15 protein-coding genes are annotated in these 20,880 nt (G+C 58.2%); 9 read left to right on the plus strand and 6 right to left on the minus strand.

The window, feature by feature from the left end; genetic code table 11:
• Positions 1 to 506 precede the first annotated feature (506 nt).
• From ACVISU_RS29860 to ACVISU_RS29895, 8 genes are read left to right on the plus strand one after another with little or no spacing between them, the layout of a single operon-like run.
• Positions 507 to 2,168: a class I tRNA ligase family protein gene (locus ACVISU_RS29860; RefSeq protein WP_456709315.1), complete on the plus strand. Its 1,662-nt coding sequence runs from the start codon at positions 507 to 509 to the stop codon at positions 2,166 to 2,168.
• Positions 2,165 to 3,382, plus strand: coding sequence for an MFS transporter (locus ACVISU_RS29865; protein ID WP_456709316.1), 1,218 nt, complete (start codon positions 2,165 to 2,167; stop codon positions 3,380 to 3,382). Before ACVISU_RS29860 ends, ACVISU_RS29865 begins: the two co-directional genes overlap by 4 nt.
• Positions 3,383 to 4,717 (plus strand): lysine N(6)-hydroxylase/L-ornithine N(5)-oxygenase family protein, encoded by a 1,335-nt coding sequence (locus tag ACVISU_RS29870; protein WP_456709317.1) that lies wholly within the window; start codon positions 3,383 to 3,385, stop codon positions 4,715 to 4,717.
• A 53-nt stretch (positions 4,718 to 4,770) separates the two neighbouring features.
• On the plus strand, positions 4,771 to 5,112 hold the full coding sequence (locus ACVISU_RS29875; protein ID WP_456709318.1) for a cupin domain-containing protein: 342 nt from the start codon (positions 4,771 to 4,773) through the stop codon (positions 5,110 to 5,112).
• Complete coding sequence (locus ACVISU_RS29880) at positions 5,109 to 5,768, plus strand: FAD-dependent oxidoreductase (RefSeq protein WP_456709319.1); 660 nt, start codon at positions 5,109 to 5,111, stop codon at positions 5,766 to 5,768. The genes ACVISU_RS29875 and ACVISU_RS29880 overlap by 4 nt, the downstream gene beginning before the upstream one ends.
• Before the next feature lie 49 nt (positions 5,769 to 5,817).
• The gene (locus ACVISU_RS29885) at positions 5,818 to 6,198 is read left to right on the plus strand and encodes a hypothetical protein (protein ID WP_456709320.1); all 381 of its coding nucleotides are present in this window, start codon (positions 5,818 to 5,820) and stop codon (positions 6,196 to 6,198) included.
• A 10-nt stretch (positions 6,199 to 6,208) separates the two neighbouring features.
• On the plus strand, positions 6,209 to 7,384 hold the full coding sequence (gene alr, locus ACVISU_RS29890; RefSeq protein WP_456709321.1) for an alanine racemase: 1,176 nt from the start codon (positions 6,209 to 6,211) through the stop codon (positions 7,382 to 7,384).
• The gene (locus tag ACVISU_RS29895; protein ID WP_456709322.1) at positions 7,381 to 8,091 is read left to right on the plus strand and encodes a hypothetical protein; all 711 of its coding nucleotides are present in this window, start codon (positions 7,381 to 7,383) and stop codon (positions 8,089 to 8,091) included. Before alr ends, ACVISU_RS29895 begins: the two co-directional genes overlap by 4 nt.
• Positions 8,092 to 8,553: 462 nt before the next feature.
• On the opposite strand, the gene ACVISU_RS29900 is transcribed toward ACVISU_RS29895, so the two are convergent.
• The 3 genes from ACVISU_RS29900 to ACVISU_RS29910 form a co-directional block, all read right to left on the minus strand.
• On the minus strand, positions 8,554 to 10,104 hold the full coding sequence (locus ACVISU_RS29900; protein ID WP_456709323.1) for an acyl-CoA dehydrogenase family protein: 1,551 nt from the start codon (positions 10,102 to 10,104) through the stop codon (positions 8,554 to 8,556).
• Positions 10,105 to 12,883: 2,779 nt separating this feature from the next.
• Positions 12,884 to 14,524: a chaperonin GroEL gene (gene groL / locus ACVISU_RS29905; protein WP_456709324.1), complete on the minus strand. Its 1,641-nt coding sequence runs from the start codon at positions 14,522 to 14,524 to the stop codon at positions 12,884 to 12,886.
• Between the two features lie 79 nt (positions 14,525 to 14,603).
• On the minus strand, positions 14,604 to 14,918 hold the full coding sequence (locus ACVISU_RS29910; protein WP_076829306.1) for a co-chaperone GroES: 315 nt from the start codon (positions 14,916 to 14,918) through the stop codon (positions 14,604 to 14,606).
• A 1,043-nt stretch (positions 14,919 to 15,961) separates the two neighbouring features.
• Here ACVISU_RS29910 and ACVISU_RS29915 point away from each other — a divergent pair.
• Entirely contained in the window at positions 15,962 to 16,609 is a 648-nt protein-coding gene (locus ACVISU_RS29915) for an FkbM family methyltransferase (protein ID WP_456709325.1), read from the plus strand.
• A gap of 703 nt (positions 16,610 to 17,312) precedes the next feature.
• On the opposite strand, the gene ACVISU_RS29920 is transcribed toward ACVISU_RS29915, so the two are convergent.
• The 3 genes from ACVISU_RS29920 to ACVISU_RS29930 are packed head-to-tail and all read right to left on the minus strand — an operon-like array spanning position 17,313 to position 20,872.
• A complete protein-coding gene (locus tag ACVISU_RS29920; RefSeq protein ID WP_456709326.1) occupies positions 17,313 to 18,671 on the minus strand; it encodes a condensation domain-containing protein in 1,359 nt (452 codons plus the stop codon).
• Positions 18,672 to 18,689: 18 nt separating this feature from the next.
• Positions 18,690 to 19,937 carry an MFS transporter gene (locus ACVISU_RS29925; RefSeq protein ID WP_456709327.1) on the minus strand — a complete coding sequence of 416 codons (1,248 nt, stop codon included), beginning with the start codon at positions 19,935 to 19,937 and terminating at the stop codon, positions 18,690 to 18,692.
• Positions 19,934 to 20,872 carry a sulfotransferase family protein gene (locus ACVISU_RS29930; RefSeq protein ID WP_456709328.1) on the minus strand — a complete coding sequence of 313 codons (939 nt, stop codon included), beginning with the start codon at positions 20,870 to 20,872 and terminating at the stop codon, positions 19,934 to 19,936. Before ACVISU_RS29930 ends, ACVISU_RS29925 begins: the two co-directional genes overlap by 4 nt.
• Between the last annotated feature and the right edge of the window lie 8 nt (positions 20,873 to 20,880).

Genomic DNA, 20,880 nt, shown 5'->3' on the forward strand with positions numbered 1-20,880 from the left:
ATCGTGACCTCGCAGTCGCCCAGGCCGACGCCGGTTGCCCAGCCCACAGGTCGCCGTTGCTCGTGAGGGAGTAATGGGAAAGAGCCTGTGGCGGACTCCTGCCGGCCCTGCCGAGCCGTCTGTCAGGTTCGCGACAAAATGTTGGTAGTCGACCTAAATGCAGGCCTCGGCATGGGCAAAATCAGCGATTTTGAATTGGCGCGCCGCTTGCTTCTTCACGGCGTCATCTCGATCGCTCCAGGGGCGATCCCGTGAGATTGACTAAGCAGAGGTGGAGAGGGTGGCCAGGTTGCGAGCTGAGGTGAATCGACACGTGACGTGTCCAGCTAGGAGAGGGTCTAGAGGTATTCAAACAGTGTGTGACGCGCTTTGAACGCCCTGGATCCGCTACCCGATGGGAGCCGTAACCTATCAAGCCGCGCGCGTATTCCCGTTGTCGTGCCGAACTATCTGGATGTCTATTCGGGTGTTTTCAGGATCGGTTCCTGGATGTCATTTGTGCAGATATGAGAAGAAGCCCAATCATCACACCGCTAAGCGTAGCGAATACGAAGCCCGCCGACGTATATATCTCGCCCGTCAACTTGACGGCTAATGGCAGGGCACATCTTGGCCACGCTGCCGGCCCATTTCTCAGAATAGACGTTCTACAAAGGCACCTGAAGAGGGCAGGCCATCATGTTCGCTCCGGTCTGACGACCGACGGTTTCGAGAACCATGTTCTAGTCCGAGCAGCCCGCGAGAACATCGACCCGTCGGACTTGGCTCATGGCTTCCATGTCGGGATTGCTCATGATCTCGCCTCACTAGGGATCGTTTTCGACCATTTCGATGATCCAGCCCACGGTAAAAATCTTCAGCGGTTTTCCAATGTCAGCAACGTGCTCATGGATGCATTATCTGCAGCAGGATCGCTGGAGTTTCGCGCAGCGCGGCTACCCGTCGACGATGCTGGTTCTGCTCTGACGCCAACGGAAGAGCGTTTCTGCATTGGAGGCTGGTTTGGTGCAACCTGCCCCGTATGCGAGGCGTCCGCAGGGAGCTTCTTCTGCGAACAGTGTGGACATCATTTCGAGCCAGATGAAGCACGAAATCCGGTGTCGAGGCGGGGACAGATTGTAGAATGGACAGATAACATTTCTGCCTTTCTCTCAATTGCACGAAAAGACCAACTCGTCCGGGCGTGGGACGATGCGGCTATCGAACCTGGCTTTGTGGAGATAGGGAAGCGGTATATCGCACGCAAAGGGCCGCAAATGCGGCTGACCGTTCCTGGCCTGCATGGATTGTCCTGGAATTCGGGGCAGTTCAACACACGTCAGATCCTGTTTAGCTACTCCTCGTTGCTCTATGCTCATTCCCTCTATTGCGGGCATAAAGATGTGGAGACATCCGGCACGCCAAGTGCCTTTGCGCGCAATTCCGATACTTTCCTGATCGGCGCGACCGGCATCGACAATACAATTCCGATGCTCGTGGGAGTCACCGGGTGCGCATTGGGCCAAGAGTCATTTCGTCAATTTGACCGAATTTTCTTTAATCATTTCCTTCGGTTGAACGGATCGAAGTTTTCCACCAGCCGCGGCCACGTGATTTGGGCTGGTGAAATAGCTCAAGTGCCGGATATATCTATCGATATTCTCAGAGCATGTCTGTCGGAAATCTGCCCCGAAGAAGCCGAAACCGATCTGATCCCAAAGCAACTGATTGATCGCTATAATGCAATTCTCGACAAGAGCGCTGGGGTCATCAACCGTTGTACGGACATCATCAACGCGATGCCGGCCTTCGCCGCGTGTCACGTAGATGATGCAATGATGATCACGCTGGACCGGCTGTACGACCAACAGTGCTCCGCTCTCTCGCTAGATCATCTGCGCGTATCGCACGCGTCCAGATCGGTAACCGAATGGCTCGATTGTCTTGATTCCAATCCGAACCATCAGATCGCTTACACATGGCTGATGGGCTTCAGCATACTGGGTTGGCCGCTGATGCCCAGGATAACAGAAGCTCTGTGGCATTGGCTCGGTCATGAAGGACATCCCCTCGCAGCCCGCGCGGCGAGACCCTCATCCGAACGAAGCGGAAGCGTGCCAAGAATCGATGGGCGCAGCTTGACGGCCGCAGACATTGATCGGTGCCTTCCGGGAAAAGTTGCACAATGAGCGCTGCAGCGAACATTATCGCCGCCGAGAACTTGCCCGATGAAGTGCCGCTCGAGGTCTCGATTCCATTTATGCTTGGTAGCATCAACGTGGCCGCGTCGTATGGGTCGAGCTTCTTTCTCGTGGATGCTCTGCGGTCGGCTCCACAGAACGCATCCATAGCAGGAACAGTTATTTCGACCGGTACGGTCGCGACAATACTATGTTCGCTTGTAGCTGGCCGGATCGCCGATCTATTTGGGGTGATGCGAACGATCACCCTTGCTGCCTCGGTGATGGCAATTGCAATGATCTGTTTTGCAGCGGCGCCGGCGTTTATGTTCCTCGCTTATCTCGGCGGGCTCTCGCTCGGCATTGGATGGTCAATCTTCTATATGCTGGCGCCGCTTCAAATACTGGAACGCGTGCGGCCTGCGGCTCGTGTCAAGTATCTCACCTTGCTTTCCGGATCCCAGATGCTGGGGATCGGACTTGCTGTTCCCCTGGCGCGCACTGTCGTGGAGATTTTCGGATCCTATATCGCAGCGTACTCTCTGTTCGCGGCTGGATGTCTCGTTGGCGCCATGCTGCTGGAGTTAGCCGGCAGGGCACTGGCGCAGGCTCCTCAGATCAAAATGGCGACTGTTCGACTCACGTTTGAGGGCGTGCGAGAGGCCTTCAAGTCGAATACGCGGTATCCGATCGTCATGATCGGCATCGGCGCATGCGTGTTTTCCGGTCTGTCCACGTTCCAGACGCTTTACGCTTCATCGCGGGGGCAATCCGCCGATACATTCTTTATGGTCTTCACGTTGACAGCTGTTTTCTTGCGCTTCGCGGCGGCGCCCGTCATCGGAAAGGTCCGGCTTGAGTGGGTCGGTGCGTTTCTCGTCGTGTGCACCATGGCGGGACTATTCTTGCTTTTGATCAATGCAAGGAGTGCGGAGATCTACATCCTCGGTACAGCGATATTCGCCCTTGGATACGGACTTAGCTATTCGACTCTGAACGGTATGGTTGTCTTCATTGCAGGTACAGACGGGACATCATTGGCGGTTGCTTCTCAGGTCTTCACGCTTTCCTACTTCGTTGGTCTATTCGGATTTCCATATATCGCCGGGCAGATCGTGAGCGTCCACAGCTTCGATGATCTGCTGATCAGCATGATGATGCTTGTCGGTGGCAATGGCATCGTTCTCGCAATTCAAGTGTTTTCAACCAGCCGGGAGCGCTAAATGGCTCGTCTCGCGGACAGTGTGATGTCGAAGCAGGGCGGCGGCCATCAGGTAACGGCAATCGGCGCGGGCCCGGCGAATCTGAGTCTGGCAGCGCTCGCGGCCCCGATTCCGGAAATTTCCTTGCACATCCTGGAAAGATCGGAGGCGCCGAGTTGGCATCCGGGGTTGCTTCTAGATGGGGCTCTTATGCAAACCAGCCCCTTAAAGGACCTGGTAACGCCAGCAGATCCGACCAGTGCATATAGCTTTCTCGCCTACCTGCACGAGAGAAGACGGCTTTATCAAGCCATTGTTCGAGGAATCGCTTCGGTTGGCCGGAGCGAATTTGAAGATTATTTGAAATGGGCAGCAGAAAAGCTAGCGAACGTTCAATTCGGCGAACAGGTTATTGCAGTCGAACTACGCGGTGATGCGTTCAGTATCGCTACCAACCGCCGCGATTATCAGACCCGTACGGCAGTGGTCGGCGTAGGCCGGGTGCCCTCTGTTCCTGACTGGAGCAGAAATGCACCGGAGAATCAGGTGTTTCACGCGAGTACCTTTCTCCTGCGACGCCGCGAGTTTCCCAACAAGCGTGTTGTTGTGGTCGGTGGTGGACAAAGCGGAGCAGAAATATTTCTTCATTTGCTAACCGGTGCATGCGGCGCGCTGGGAGCCTTGACCTGGGTCACGCGCCGCGCAAGCATATTTGCCCTCGAAGATAGCCCCTTCGTCAATGAGTGGTTCTTTCCACAGTTTGGCGCATGGTTCCTTGAGCAAAGCGACGCCGCCAGAACGCAAACCCTTGCACGGCAGGTTTTGGCGAGCGATGGCGTCAACCCATCGACACTACGCGCGATCTACAACGCACTTTACGATCGCGAGGTTGGTCGAGGTTCGTATCCCGCTCAGGTCGAAATACGCGTCGACACCATGGCTGAGGAGCTGCGTGCCACATCTCCGTTTCGCCTGGGAGTGCGTCAGCAGGCCACCGGCGTCCGCGCAGAACATGTCGCTGACATTATCGTGCTGGCCACGGGCTACCGTACCGAGATCCCTCCCTTTCTGGAGCCGGTCGCAAACCGGCTTTCGATTGTGAGTGCGCCTGGTGGCTCTCGGGAGATCGTGGTCGGCAAGGAGTTCCGGGCCCGGTTTGATGGTCCCGAAAGCTGCCGCTTATACGTCCAGAATGGCGCACGATTTCAACATGGCATCGCCGACACAAATCTGAGTTTGGTTCCTTGGCGCGCCTCGACGGTACTCAATTCGATCATTGGTCGGGTAGCTTACGATTGCGGGCCTGCAACAGGAGCTCTCGAGTGGCATGGTGCGGTGCGTGAGAGCGCCCGCTGAGGATCGGCAATGCGCAGCATGTCGCGGTCCAGCTGCATGATTGGAGATACACCGTGAAGAATGCTCAGCTGATGACTTTAGGGGACGTAACGGTCTATAGCCCCGGCGTACTGGTACAGGACGTCAAAGGCATAGATGATCCGGATATCACCGTTCCGGTTGAATTCATCGAATTCCGCCTCGATCCACTCGCGGTGTCGACGCCTCATTCCCATCCTTCTACCGAGATCTGGCGGATCACGAGCGGGTGCGGTCAGGTAGTGACCGACGATGGTGAGTTGGCCGTGAAGGCCGGCGATCTGGTGTTTCTGCAGCCAAATCAGACCCATCACTTGCGGAATAGTGGCAGCGAAGTTCTGAGCGCCTTCTCCATCTCCTGGATACAAACTCAATGACTGACAAGATCTACGACCTCGCTGTCATCGGGGCCGGCGTTATGGGCCTCAGTGCTGCCTTCATCGCGGCGAGCGATGGCCCGGAAAAAAGAATAGTCATCGTTGAACGAGATATCGTTGGATCTGGGACCAGCGGGTTTGCGCCTGGGATCCAGATCAACATCTGTCGTAACCAGAAGGAAAGGAGCCTCATCAATTGTGGTTCAAAATTCTGGCGCGGGATCTATCCCGACGGACAATGGCCCAAGGGACGAGACTGTGATGTGTTTTGGTTGACGCACAATCCCGGCGAACTCGCGCGACAGAGCAGCGTGGGCCACCCGACCCCATCAACATCCTTCGCTCTGGCCGAGAGGTTATTATCGCTGCCACAGTTTTTCGTCCCCGGCGATGTGGCCGTCCTGGTGGATCGTGGTTCGTACTGTCAAGTCGATTCCATCATTCAGGATCTGACTCAAAGGCTCAAGATTGAAGGTGTTTCGATAAGCGAGCGTACATCGATTACAAGAATACGGAAGGGGCCGCGCAATATTCTTCTCCAGACCTCTGATAACAGCGAGCTCTCGACGAAGCGGGCCATTCTTGCAATCGGGCCCTGGTTACCCAAGGTCACCGTTGCGCCGGCATCTAACAGACGAGTCGGGATTGCGAGTTAAGAAGGTAGTCGCGCTCCATTTGGCCGCACGGCCCACGCCGAACTGTCCAATGATCGGGCTATTCGATGACTACGCGTTCCTCATTCCCATGATCGAGCAGGGATACTGGCTTTTTAGCTTTACCTCGCAGGAATGGGATGTGAATCCGGTCTCCGATGAACTGCGGCTCAGTTCGGATGATCTCGCGGGTGCTACCGCAATTCTGGCCAAGTGGTTTTCCGCCGAAGTGCCAGCAGTGGCATCAGCACGTGTGTTCTGCGACTGCTATTCGGCGGATGGTGTCCCGTTCTCCCGTCCTGCGAAAGATATCGCAGGTTTGCATGTGATCGGCGGTGGTTCGGGTAATGGGTTTCGCTTTGGGCCGGCGTGTGCGGAAGAGGCGGTACGATCCCTATATGCTGCGGATCGGCGCGCCAGTACGGCGACATGAGGGGCGGCATATGCCGGATGTGATTGGTCTCAACTCCAATCTCTCTGATAATCCGTCAGATGCCGGTTATGCCAATACATCGAGATCGACCATGGTCGTTGATCTCGGCGCGATAGAATCTAACTACCGGAAGTTTCGGATGCTGGCGCCCCAAAGCGCTTGCGGCGCAGTTCTCAAGGCAGACGCGTACGGCCTTGGCGCGCTCCGCATAGCGCCGTTTCTTGCGCGGCTTGGCTGCGGGCATTTCTTCGTGGCCGATGTGGAAGAAGGCGTGGCCTTGCGCAAGGTGCTGCCTTTAGCTGCGAAAATCTACCTGCTTCATGGGGTTATGCCCGGTTCGGAGGCGGCGATTGAGCACCATGACTTGCTGCCGATCCTGAACAGCAGGGAACAGCTGGATGCATGGCTTGGGCATTGCCGCCTTCGCAACCGGCTGTTGCCCGCAGGTATCCATGTCGACACGGGCTTGTCTCGACTGGGGTTTCCCATCGATGAGCTGCAAAAAGTCGCCGAGAATGAAAGGGGGCTGTTGGAGTTGCCGGTCGTGCTGTTCATGAGCCAACTCGCCTGCGCGGAGTGGCGCAACGAAATCAGTCGGCAACAATTGTATCAGTTCCGCAAACTCACCTATCTGTTTCCCAAAGCGATCCTTTCGCTGTCGAACTCCGCGGGACTATTTGCCGGATGTGAATTTCATTTCGACCTCATACGGTCGGGTGGAGGAATTCTCGGCCTTTCAATATCCGGTGATCCCGACTTCAGGCCGTCGCAAGTCGTCCGCCTGCGAACGCGAATCCTTCAAAGTCGCAGGGTAAAGGTCGGGGAAGCGATCGGATACCACAGGTCATACCCAGTGAAGAGACGGATGCGTGTCGCGACCGCCTCTATCGGTTATGCAGATGGGTTTCCGCGTAGTCTCAGCAGTCGAGGTCATGTCTTCATATGTGGTGCTCGCGCGCCAATCGTCGGCTTCGTTTCGATGGATCTCATCAGTATCGATGTGACGGATTTGCCCGAGAGCTGGACTGCGCCGGGTACAACGGTCGACCTGATCTGCCCCGAGCAGACCGTTGCAGATGTGGCTTTGGCCGCGAATATGCTGAGCGATGAATTAACCACGGCGATCGGACAACGATGTCGCAGACTTTATGTTTCGGCCAAGCGGGATCAGATGAGGCGCCAATGAACTCCTCTGCATTCCGATCTCGCCAAGCGAATCGAGCGATCTATCTGGGCGACGAAGGTATGCGGCTCATGCGTCCGGGCTACTTCACCGCTCGGGTGCGTCAGTTCCATGAACGTGAGAGAGCCTTCTATCTTGAACTCCTGCGTTCGACCACATACCGGTTGATTATTGAGGTAGGTTGCAGTTGCTACCGCCTTGTCGGCATCAAGAACGATGACAGTGATTACCTCGGTGTCGATATCAATCCACCTCGTGCGCGAAGGTTAAAGGATGACAACGCGGCTGTTGTCCGCTGCGAGGCCAACAGATTCTTCAAAAGAAGGCGTCTGGTCGGTGAGATCATGCGGCGATATGACGGAAGAGTGCTTTGCATGTTGCCGTTCAATTTTCTTGGCACCATGGATCGTCCAATCGAATTTCTCACGCTAATCTGCCAGACGCCCTTTGATCTCGCTTTGTCGCTCTTTTCAACGAGCGAGGCAGCGACCGCTGCGCGGCTAGAATATTATGATCTTTGCGGAATAAACGTTCAGGCTGTCGTGCGGACAGATGACTACGTCCGATTAGATTGCTCGAACGGCTTCGAGGCGTTTGCTTTCGATCCGTGTGTTCTGACGAGCCGAATATCGGCATTTGGATTCCGCTTGAATGAGGCAAAATACTCTGACGTCTGTAATTTCCTTCATTTCAGTAACGAGCGGGTGTGAAGGTTATTCGCGTTCGTCTTACGAGACATGCAGAAGGGGGAGCAGGGGGCGACGCTTGCCTCGTCGTAGGTATCGACAGAAAGATAAAATGCAAGTCGGTTTTGAGCACCGATTCAGTGAAGTAGGGATTGTTCCGCGGATACAAGCCTTAGCAAGCGTATGCCGTTCAACGTGTCTCAAATGCGGACGCCGCGAGCAAGCAACGGTCCAGAGCGAAAATGCTGCAGGAGCCACCCGATCGCTTTCAACGGAAAGTCCCGCCCCGTGCGATCGTGGATCCTTCGTCCGGCGGGGCGGTGGATGGAGCATCTCAAGGCTGACGCGATGCGCCATCATGAACTGGCAGCTTTGCGTGGTCGGCGACTTATTGTCCCTGACAAGGTCAGGTCATGCTGGAGGAGACTCGGCGCATCCGCAATGCCTGTGTGGCAGTTCGCCTTCGCTCCAGCTCGTGGCTGGACGTTAGACATATTGTACCAATTTAAGGTAATCGTCTGAGAGAACAGGGGAGCGGATGGAGCATGCCGCGTCTTGAAGAAAACTGGCCAGCGTCTGGCTGGCATGACTGCGGCGTTCGACACTTAGGCGCGTCGGCGCGCGAGAACGCACAGCAGCGAGTTCGGTGCTGACCAGATCGGCCGCCGCTGTGGCACAGTTCGAGGCAGTGAAAGTGCCAGCAGTCATGACAGCTTGTGCTAATCCCAATGTGGTGAGCCAACCTGCATAGATTAGCACGGCACCATCTGTCTCATCGAGGCCGCGGAGCTCCTCAACGGCGTCCGCATGGACCGACGCTGCACCCAGAGAGACAAAAAGATCGGCTATTTCGTCGCGTGTGGCTCTGGAAAGAAGACAACGGCCAAGATGGGATAAAAGCGTCTCCGTCGGACCTTCGAAGATGCGGAGAATACGGGCGTCACGATAGATTTTAGCTAAGGGCGTCCCCTCATCGTACCCTCGGCCACCCAACAGTTGGACGCATTGATCGGCGACAAGGCCGCACCATTCGGACGACAGTACCTTCGTTGCCGACGCAAGGTGGTTATTGGGAGATCCCCGCCCAGAGACGAGTCGGCAGGATGCCGTAAGCATCGCCTTCACGACTTCGCGGCGAAGTACCATCTGCCCAAACAGCTGCTCTATGTAGCTGTTCTCAATCATGCGCAGCTTACCTAGGCGACGATGATTTGCATATGAAGCCGCGACCTGGATCGCGCGCTCAAGGGCGCCAAGGCCCATCGCAGCCACACCTATTCGGCCGCGGTTCATACTGGATGCCGCTGCGCCCCAACCGTCTTGGTCGCGAGAAAGCACGTAAGCACGTGGCACCTCGACATCCTGGAACTCGAGAGTATTCTGTATAATTCCACGCAAACCGAGGGTGCGATGCTCGTGCGTGACTTTAAGGCCGGGAGCCTGCCTATCAACCAGTATACCAACGAGGCGACCTTTGGCATCATGACCGGACGCTCGCGCAAAACAAACGATCCACCGGGCCCAGTCAGCGAGGCCAATCCAAATCTTACGGCCGCAGATGCGGACCTTATCTTCATGCATGAATGCCGAAGCTTCTATGTGCCTCGGGGCAGAACCTGCTCCAGGCTCCGTCAAAGCGAAAGCGCAAAGATCGCCGCGTGTTGCACCCCGTATGACCTGCTCTTGGTTGGGCAGATGCGGTGCCGCTTCGATGCAGGGCAAGGCCAGAAAGTTATGAATGACGAGGGTAGAGGCAGCGGAGACATCGAAAGATGCAGTGGCAGAGATGAGCTCGATGGCCTTTTGCAGGGAAAGAGCCAATCCGCCGCGATCTGCCGGTATGGTGAGCCCGAACAGTCCATGCCTTGCCAGCATACTATGTAGGGTCGGAGGGAATGCTCGACGGTCATCCGCGTCTGCGAAATTTAGCTGACTGAGGTCATCGATCAGAGTGGAGTACAGGCTGGAAGCACGAACTCCGGCTGAGCGTTCCGGCGCCTCCTCGAAAAGGGCGCAAACTTGAGAGGACATAGCCATGCAGCCAGAATGATTGCCCCTGCGCTTTATGCCAATTATCCCTGCGGCTCGCCGGAATACACATTGGTATAGCTCGCTCGCCAGAGCCCCAGAATTTGTGCGGGGGACGCTAGGCAACAGGACGCCCGCGGAATTGCCGGTCAGAGCGCACCGTCGGTTCTGAGGACCCCTTTACTCCGCATTAGAACGTGGCGCCCGGCGTTGTCCGCTTCCCCGATGGCGAACGACCTGCAGCAGGCTCGTGGCACCGGTCACTCCGCAGAATTCTTGCGAAGCGGAAAAGTCTTGATCAGACTGACGGCCTGCCAGACGGCGACCCGGACCGTCCCACCGACTGGCACCGGTGATTCCCCACATAGAGCTTTACGAAGTCGGCCCGATCGATGTCGGTTCGATTTCGAACCGAGACGCTGCGCCGACCTCGCGACAGAGGGGGCCCAACGTTCAGAAGCGAGTCAACCGCCGCTTTGGTGAAAAGAATATTGGCGCGCATCCAGTTCAGGCGGGGGTGTAAGGTCGGCTACGATCGCTTCTCGTTGGAAAACGTGGCCGAGATTCACATATGCTAATTGCCCAGTTTGGCCCGCTCTTTATTGTCAAGTTGCCCGTCTCTTATCCCTGAGTCAGGCAAGATGGCGGCCCCAGTACCGGCCCTTGGCCCCCAGAGGTGCTGGGGCCGTTCTCCAGAGGACGTCAAAAGGTTGGTCGGCAAGCTGCTCGTAGACCCCGAGGCCTTCCTCTCGCTCACTACGTTGCAGGTTATTGCCGCAGCATGCTGAGTAATTTGAAGACCGACGTGGAAACCGAACTTGTGGAAGACGCCGAGGCGTCTTTCGATGTCCGCGTGCGGGATTCTTGCGACTCGGCTAGTTCACGCTCGGCGCCGCGTTGCCGTGGAGGCGGCGGCTCAATTGTGACCCTCTCGAGGAGCAAAGCGGCTCATGTGGGTTTCTCGCGACCGTGTCGTCAAAGTCACCAAAACGCTTGAGCATCGGCCTATGTTCGTCGGGAGCGAGGATCCATGTACGATATCTACGTGAACGAACGGAACGACCTTCTCGTTGTTCCTCGGGGCGATTCCATTCCGCTCCATTTCAACAGGAACTGGCGGAAGAAACGCGTCGTGCGGTCGGTGAGCGAGCAAATCCGCGAAGACATCCGGACGCACGGCTACCATCGGCGAAGTGTTACAGCCAGGCCGCGTATTCGGGGAGCTTGCGCGTCCTCTCAGCCACGCGCTGAAAACGCTAGCTGACAAGGTGGCTTGATCTACAAAAGAAGAGTTCATCCGCATCTTAGGTGCAGGCGGTCATAGGCTTCATTTGCGAACCTCGGCTCTGATGGAGAGTCGCGGCTCTCGGTGCGCCAGGTCGGCGGGTGGTCGGCAGGAGAGCTCTTCCGTTACCGGCAATGCTTGCCCAGCGTTGTCCTCAATGCGTTTTCGTTCGAGCAGGCCGATTTCGACGCAAGCGAGAGTCAGCAGTGTTGCCGCCCTTTGGTATGCAGCAGGCCAACAGAACAGCTTCATTTCTGGAAAGATGTAATCGATCCTTTGATGCGCTTGGGCTCGTCCCGCCCTGCTTTGAGATCGCGAGTCGTTACCGTCAGGTCGGCGTAGAACGAGCCTTCCATATTCTACGTGCAGCTCTCCTTTCAAGCTGCCGGCATATCTTTGATTAGTGGAGCAACCGGACGCTGACCATTGCTCGTCGTCTGGCGCTCGCCCACGCTGCTCATCCGCTGCATGGTCTCTTGCCCGCATCTTGTGAAATCAGGCCCGGCGCCGGCGAGACCGAGCTGTGTCCTCCGGGCCGCCGATGAGCGAAATATTGGCAGGTGGAACTATGATACCTCAGCCATTGATCTAGAATTCTCAGCTAAGATTCACATCTGTTATTTTCGGAACCCAGATTCGCTCAGATCATGCCGGGATGGGCAGGTAATTTTCATTTCGTATTTTTTCAGCCCAAAGGACGGCCGCTGATTTCGGCGAGCAGCGGTTCGGTAACATCAATCTGACTTCAGCGAGAGGTCCTCGCTGGGGACCTTTCTTTCGTGAAACAGATGTATCAGGTTGGCGGTCTTGCGGCCGCGTTCAGTGCTCGGTCGGCTCTGTGGACTTTGGCCGTTGCTTGTACAGCCCGGACAATTCGCCGCACCGCTTGATCTTTGATCAAAGCGAATGGCTCGTAGCAGTGGAGTATCTTTGCAGCCTCTTAAGCAAGTGGTTGCTTCGTTAGAGTCCCGCGGTCTGCCTATCAAACATTCAACACCATCAATTACAATGCTGTTACGTCGCTCCAAGATCGATATGTCGATACCAGGAAGATGGACCGCGGAATTGAGGGATCCGTTCTCTTGAAGTGTGTTTCAAAGCGGCCTGATGAAATGTCGGACCGAAGCCGGGAACGGTATCTGGCGCTTCGGACTACGCATCAGAATTGGAATGTCGGCGGAAGGGTAAAAGCCTAGCTTGGTACGAGCTATGCGTCTGCTCAGACAAGAATCTTCGAAGATTCGAATGAACAGAGGCGGCTTCGTCAGACCGAATGGCCGGCAAGCCAGGGGCCCGTCACAAGCTGGGCTCGTTTTTTACCCTGCCGAGGCCGAGGGGACACGTCAGACCAGACGGCTTGGTCGGGCCAACCGTTACTGACATGGATGACCGATGCGGCTCTCGATGTCACCCTCAAATGGTGTCTAGATGGTTCGCCCGAAGTTGAAAAACCCTGGCATTCCTGCCAGGGCTCCGCATGTGTCGGCGCTTTGAGGGGCGCAGTCAGAAATCCATACCGCCCATGCCGGCGCCGGGTGGGATTGCGGGACCCACCGCGGCCTTCTTCGGCAGCTCGGCGACCATCGCTTCCGTGGTGATCAGCAGAGCCGCCACCGAGGACGCGTTCTGGACCGCGATGCGCACGACCTTGGTCGGATCGATGATGCCCTTGGTGACGAGATTGCTGTACTCGCCCGTCTGGGCGTCGAAGCCGAAAGAATATTGGTCGTTCTCGAGGACTTTGCCGACCACGATCGAGCCGTCTTCGCCAGCGTTGATCGCGATCTGGCGGGCCGGCCAGGACAGCGCCTTGCGCACGATCTCGACGCCGGTCTTCTGGTCGTCGTTCTTGGTGCGCAGGCCCTTGAGCTGCTCGGAGGCACGGAGCAGGGCGACGCCGCCGCCCGGCAGGACACCTTCCTCGACAGCCGCACGGGTCGCATGCATCGCGTCATCAACGCGATCCTTGCGCTCCTTCACCTCGACCTCGGTCGAGCCGCCGACACGGATCACCGCGACGCCGCCCGCGAGCTTGGCGAGACGCTCCTGCAGCTTCTCACGGTCGTAGTCCGAGGTGGTTTCCTCGATCTGCGCCTTGATCTGGGCAACGCGGGCGTCGATGTCGGCCTTCTTGCCGGCGCCGTTGACGATCGTGGTGTTCTCCTTGTCGATCATCACCTTCTTGGCGCGACCGAGCATCTGCAGCGTGACGTTCTCGAGCTTGATGCCGAGGTCTTCCGAGATGGCCTGACCGCCGGTCAGGATCGCGATGTCCTGCAGCATGGCCTTGCGGCGATCGCCGAAGCCCGGAGCCTTGACGGCCGCGACCTTCAGGCCGCCACGCAGGCGGTTGACGACGAGGGTGGCGAGGGCTTCGCCTTCGACGTCTTCAGCGACGATCACCAGCGGCTTGCCGGTCTGCACCACGGCCTCGAGCAGCGGCAGCAGCTCGTTCAGCGAGGAAAGCTTCTTCTCGTTGATGAGGATGTAGGCGTCGTCCATCTCAACGCGCATCTTGTCGGCGTTGGTGACGAAGTAGGGCGAGATGTAGCCGCGGTCGAACTGCATGCCCTCGACAACGTCGAGTTCGGTCTCGAGCGACTTGGCTTCCTCGACCGTGATCACGCCCTCGTTGCCGACCTTCTTCATGGCGTCGGCGAGGAACTTGCCGATCTCGGCATCGCCGTTGGCCGAAATGGTGCCGACCTGGGCGATCTCCTCGTTCGAGGTGACCTTCTTCGAGTTCTTCTGGAGGTCGGCCACGACGGCTTCGACCGCGAGGTCGATACCACGCTTCAGATCCATCGGGTTCATGCCGGCGGCGACCGACTTGGCGCCCTCGCGGACGATGGCGGCCGCAAGCACGGTCGCCGTGGTGGTGCCGTCGCCGGCCGCGTCAGCAGCCTTGGAGGCGACTTCGCGCACCATCTGGGCGCCCATGTTCTCGAACTTCTCCTCCAGCTCGACCTCCTTGGCGACGGCGACGCCGTCCTTGGTGATGCGGGGAGCGCCGAACGACTTCTCGAGCACCACGTTGCGGCCCTTCGGACCGAGCGTGACCTGTACCGCGTTGGCGAGGATGTCCACACCACGCAGCATGCGGTCGCGCGCGTCTACTCCGAATTTGACTTCTTTGGCTGTCATAAACAATTCCTTCGGTTATTCTCTCATCCTTCGGCGCGCCGACAGGCGCCCGTCGGGGTGAGATGTGCGAGTAGCCGGGTCAGGCGGCCTTCTTCTTGGAAAACACATCGGTGAGCACGCCCATGATGTCGCTTTCTTTCATGATCAGCAGGTCTTCGCCGTCGATCTTGACCTCGGTACCCGACCACTTGCCGAACAGGACACGATCGCCGACCTGGAGGTCGATCGGAATCAGCTTGCCTGTTTCGTCGCGGCCGCCCGGGCCAACGGCGATGACTTCGCCTTGCGAGGGCTTTTCCTTGGCTGTGTCGGGAATGATGATACCGCCAGCGGTCTTCTCTTCAGCGTCAATGCGCCTGACCACGACGCGGTCGTGAAGCGGACGGAAATTCATACGGACCTCCTGAGCATTTGAACGAGTTGGCGTTTCGCCACATTGCAACAGTATCGGTGATAGCAAGAGCCAGGCCAACGATGAGGAGCGCCTCGTGCCTGCGGTTCTGCTGAATCGTGCGCCTGGACTGCGCGTGTCCTAGGTCGGAAGCAGACGTCATCATGTCTAGAGACAGCCAAGCTGTTGCGAAAATGACATTGCATTTCATCAACACAACCACATTCCCCCTATACCCCCATCTCGCGGTCTCTGGATGCACCCAGCGGCTCCGGCGAAGTGAAGGGTAGCGGAACGTAGCGTGACCCGCGGTCGACGGCCCGAATTGGCGTAGCCTTCCGGAACCGAGCCGATCCGTCGGGAGCGCCCGACCACCTGGGAGGCCGCGTGCCCCGTCGGAGTGGCCGTGATCGATGCTCCCTAAGGAGTTCGCGCCGCAGCAATGCTGTTTTCTCCGAGCGCCATCGGCGAACGTTGCGGTGAGTTCTGCCCATCATTCAGTGGCGGTCAGCGTGGCCTGGGGCGCGCTCTCAGGATCGCCGGCGTGATCGCGCTCCTTCAGGCCAAACAGCCTAAAAGTCGTGAGCCGAAGGATCGAGAGTGCGCGAATCCGGAACGCCGACTATCAGATGGAGGAAGACATTGGCTGGCTGCAACTGCGATAGACGGTGACTGGTCATCGTTGCACAGGAGCGGTCACTCTGTCCTCGACCGCTCCATCGAGAGCCGCCGACGGGTAATGCGCCCGCACGACGATGTTTGGAGGAAGACGATCCTTAGTCTCGAGGGCGAGGGACCGCACACCGGCATGGCTATCCGCTTCTCCTGCGCGTTGTCCGATTTAGGTCCTTCCGGACAGCTCTGTCGCCCCAGGACAATTGCTGCGGCTTTCGCCGCGACGGACTGCCGTTTGGTATCAGCGTCCAGATGGAGATGGATAAGGAAGGGCGGGCATATGAATTATATACGTTGATATACGTTGTGCGGGGTCGTCTGGCATGTGATTGCGGCTTCGAGCACAAATCTCAACTGTTGGGGAAAAACCGGTGTCTTCTGTGGAAATACATCAGCACATTGTTTCCCTTCTTCAGAAGTCGGATCCGGTCATCCTGGATATCGGATGTAACGACGGAACCGACACACAACACTTTCTCAACCTGTGCCCGCAAGCGCAGCTCTACTGCTTCGAGCCTGACCCCAGAGCGATCGCGCGCTTCAGGAAGAAGCTGGGCCCATCTCTCGACAAGGTGAAGTTGCTTGAAATCGCGATCAGCGATCGAAACGGGATGATCGAATTCCATCCAAGCAATGCAGATGGTGATGCGAAGGAATGGGACCTTTCCGGCTCGATACGCCGCCCGAAAAATCATTTGACTGAGTATGATTGGGTTCGTTTCGATCGTCCCGTCCCGGTTCAAACGCGGCGGCTTGACGATTGGTGCAACGAAGCCGGGCTGAACAGGGTCGATTTCATCTGGATGGATGTCCAGGGAGCCGAAGCCGATGTCATCGCCGGCGGGATGCAGACCGTCAGCAACACGCGCTTCATCTACACGGAATACAGCGACCGCGAGCTGTACGAAGGGCAGCTGTCTCTCCAGGCCATTCTTGACCTGTTACCATCGTTCGAAGTGGCGGCGCATTATCCGCGCGACGTGGAAGGCGATGTATTGCTTAAAAATACGCGCTTCTAGCGGCTACTTGAATACGGCGCTCATTCGTAGCTGGAAGACTGATTTGCGCAGTTTATGCCGCCCAAAGCTGCAGAATCAATGATCAATAGGGCGAACAAATGTAACGGCCGGACAGGCTTGCAAGCGTCCTTTTTGTTCGCGGCTGTTATTGCAGACCCCGCCGATGGCGGCCACGTCGAGGCTTTGGTGAGAGTGTGACAATCACCGGCTTAGCGAGCCGGCACGACCGGCGAGTTTGCGGTCAATCGCCCGAGCCGTTTCAGATGCTTGAACCAGGACTACCAGCCGGCGCTCCAAGCGTTTAAGCGTCTGAACGGCTGCTGTATGTTCTGGGCCTCTTGGAAGCTCGTGCACTCGTTCGAACAAATGCCAAAGCAATTGCATGAGTTCGCGTAGCTCCTTGAGTTGGTCGGATTTCGTCACGCACTTGGCGCCGCTATTGTTATTCATGGCGTGAGTTGGTCCGCACGCCATCCCTGGCGTCTTCCTTGTTCGAACGGTCTGCATCTGCGGACAACTTGGTCATAGCAGGCTCATTGAAGCTCCCTCTATCCATGCGAGCATAACTGCAGCAGCCGACCATCCCGTAGGCCTCCTCGGCCATTCTCGGACGAATTAATCTCACGGCCAAGGCTTGGCAAGGACTGTGCCATCGCCAAGCTCAGTGCATAAAAGGCAGGTGAGGATGCTGTGCGCCTTTTGGTCAGTTCGAAAGTTGCGGCAGCGGACGAGCGCGACTGATGAAATGAGCGTGCGCCGCCACTTCAGCGAGATAGTGATCCATCGCGGTTCGCGCGAGGGCGGTGCCGGGGTGACGGAAGTGCACGTAAATTCCGTCCTGCCAGCGACTGATCCAAAGGTATGTCTCGCAAGCATCAGAACTACGACTGATCATAAATCGTGTCCGCCACTGCGGCCACAGGTCTGACCCGGGCACAGTGCGATTGTCCATATAAGAGACCATGAAACGGTCGCGCAGCGCGGTGCCGAGCAGCTCCATCGCTTTTGGAAATGGCACCTGAGCGGTTTTCCTGGCTCGCTTGAGCTCGAGCCGCGCGGCGCGCAGGAGCTCCGGCAACGTGCCAGCCAGGCGGAAACGCACCGGGCCCATCCCGACATACCATCCTACCGAGCGCATCGAGCGCAGATCGTACCGCGTGTGAAAGGGGGCAACGGTGAGGAATTCTTGTTGGTCTGCCAGTGTCTTTCCGGCGAGCGCCAGACAGGCGAATAATCCCGTCGTCGCGTTTCCGCCCTGGGACCTGCAGCCGCGATCGAACTCAGATGCTTGTGCCGCATCGAGCAGCCACATTCGCCCTGTGCGTTGTAAGGTCCCCTCCGGCGCACCGAGTGGTAGCGGAAAATCCGGCAATTGACCGCCGTTTGCGGCGATCAGTTCGCGCCAGTGAGCGATAGCAGGATGATCATCGGTCAAATCGCCCAGTCGCTCTCGTTCGGATTCAGCGTGGTCCAGATAGCTGCTCACCGGCGCCAGCCCGGGCGCCACTCCCAGGATTGCGGCTGTGTACAGCTCCCGGATTTCGTATGGCACCGAAGCGATAGAGTAGGCATCGCTGACGGAGTGGTCGCAGGCCAAGAGGAGGCATGTCGATGTCGGCCGGGTGATCGTCACGAAGACATATGCCGGCCAGGACAGCGGCTTGGTCTCTGCGTCGAACAGCTCTTCCAGCAATTGAGCTATTTCATCGGGACCGGCGCAGTCGCCGACCACGGTTTTTTCAAGCGCTGCCGCGCCTGGATCAATCGTGGCACGACGAATTGTCGATCCATCCCTGACCAACTGGCTGCGTAGCGCCTCGTGCCGGTCGACCCAGCCAAGGATCGATTTGGTCAGCGCAGCGCTGTTGAACTCGCCCGGCAAGTCGAAGGCGGTGCCGAGCCAGCCGGGCTGGCCATCGTGCGCAAAGCGAAGATGGTCTTCCTGAACATGGGACGGACGGCGCGGGTCCGGCCGCCAGCTGACCGGGTCGGGAACGCTGACCCGCCACACCATCAGCCGCCCCGGCTGCCGATCAGTATCGCAAAATTCCTTGATGTCCATGAAGGGCCGTCGCGACGGTTACAGGTGCAAGCTGCGCATGCGGCGCAGCGGCGAGCGCCAGATCCAGAGTATCGAGGCAGTGCCTAGCACACTGCTGGTCAGCAACATGGTGCGCAGGCCCGTTGCAGCGGCGGCCGCGCCGCCGACCAGTGCGCCCAATGAGCCCAGTCCCCACACGACGCAGCGGATGCTCGCATTGACCCGGCCTTGCAGGTGCTGCGGGACCAACCCATATCGAATTGGAACTTGCTGCACGTGGTAGAGTCCCTGGCCGATCCACAGAATGAATTGGGAAAGCGCCACGCATGCCACTGCTGCCCACCAGGGCCCGGTGAGCAGGGCCGCAAGGCTCATGCCTGCCGCGCTCACCGCCAAACCGGTCATTAATACGGGACCAAGCCCAATTGTCCGGCCCGCCCACGGTGAGCCCGCCGCGCCCACCACACCGCCAAGAGCGCCGATACCGAGAACCATGCCGACGATCCGGCTGTCGAATTCGAGAGTCCTGGTCAGATGCAGCAGAAAAGCCGCAGAATACGCGTTGTGCCAAAAGATGAATGTGCCGGTGGCCAGGGTAACGGCCCTTAAAACTGGATTGCCGAACACGCTCGCCAACCCTTCCGCCATTTGGACGAGCACAGTGCTCGAGGGGGCCGCTGAGCATGAGGCGGCACGCATCGGCACCAGCGAGAGCAACGCGGCGGCAAGCAGAAAGGAGACGCAGTCGGCCAGAATTGCGGTTGGAGCGGAAAACGCGTTGATGAGCCAGCCGGCCAGAAACGGACCTGCGGCCATCGCGGTCGCCTGGCTGAACTCCAATGAGCTCTGCGCCCGAACCAGCTGAGACCGGTCCAGCACTGCGGGTATGCACGCCAGATAAGCCACGTCGGCGATCACCGCGGCTACCCCAACCAGCACGGTTGTCATGTACAGCTGAACCATTCCCAGATGTCCAACGCTGGCGCACAACGGAATGGTGGCGAGCGTTACCGCCATCACCACATTGGCGGTCAGAAGGATTCGTCGGTGCGGGAGACGGTCGACGATGACGCCGGCGAACAGGCTCACGAAAAGGCACGGTGCCCGACCGCAGGCCAGCAAGAGCCCCGCCTGCGCCGGTCCGGCATCCAGCAGGGTAATTGCAGTGAGCGGCAGCGCCAGCACGGTTACGTTGGAGCCCAGCAAGGAAATGGTCTGGCCGACGAGCAGCGCAAGGTAGCTGCTCGGCAGCCGGTGAGGCGCAGCAGATCGGTGCCGGCGACTCACGCGTCGCCAGACGGGGTTGATGTGGACAGATAGCCTAGTCGGGCCAGTTCACTTCCGGCGATCTCCTCAAACTCCAGAATCTGAGCTGGTGTCAAATCCTGGACATGGCGACCGATCCGCCCCTGATGCAGCGGCTTTCCCGCAGCCTCGGCTGCCGGATGGTCGTGCGGTTGTTCGAACAACGCGTGTTCGTATTCAGCGTGACGCAGCACGGCCTCGTGCCAAAGCAAGCCGAGGTGATCCAAAATCGCCGCCAGAGTACTGCGGGGACTGCTGACGAGGTCCTCGTAACGCACCTCGAGGTAACGGCCAGGCGGCGCGATTCCGTGCGGCCGGGATACCACTTCAGCCCAACCCTGGGCGGCATCGGCAATTGTTCGGTACCCCCAATCAGGAACTGTCCTCAGATGAGAGGCGGCAACGTCGCGGCCGTCCCGCACGATATGCACGAAATGTGCACGCGGCCACAGGCGGGCGAAGTCGTCGATCCGGGTGATCTTCCGCTGCAGTTTCAATCCCCAGCGTTGGGCTCCGCTGCGCGTCCGGCGCAACTCGCCGATCTCGTTGATGAGGTGGCATCGGTCGGCGAACGAAACAATGTCATTGCCGGTGACGACCATGACCTTGCCGACAAGTTCGCGCACGTCATCGAAGTCGAGACCGAAGCGGCGGCACTGCACCAAAAAATGCATCCCGTCGTACCAGAACGGATCAATTGTGTTCTGGCTTGCGCTCATGAGCCGCGAATCGGCCGCAAGCAGATCGATGGCACCAAGAATGTGCGGCCCGAGATCGGGCGGTTCGAGGAAGTCGATCTCTGGCCCGGCTACCAGATCCAGATGCGAGTCGAGCACGATACTCAGCAGGGTGGTGCCCGACCGGTTGTCACCTCCGAGAAGCACCGGCGATGTGGAAAATGGATCCGGTTGCGACATGGCCTTGT

It is taken from the genome of Bradyrhizobium sp. USDA 4452, from assembly GCF_054063575.1.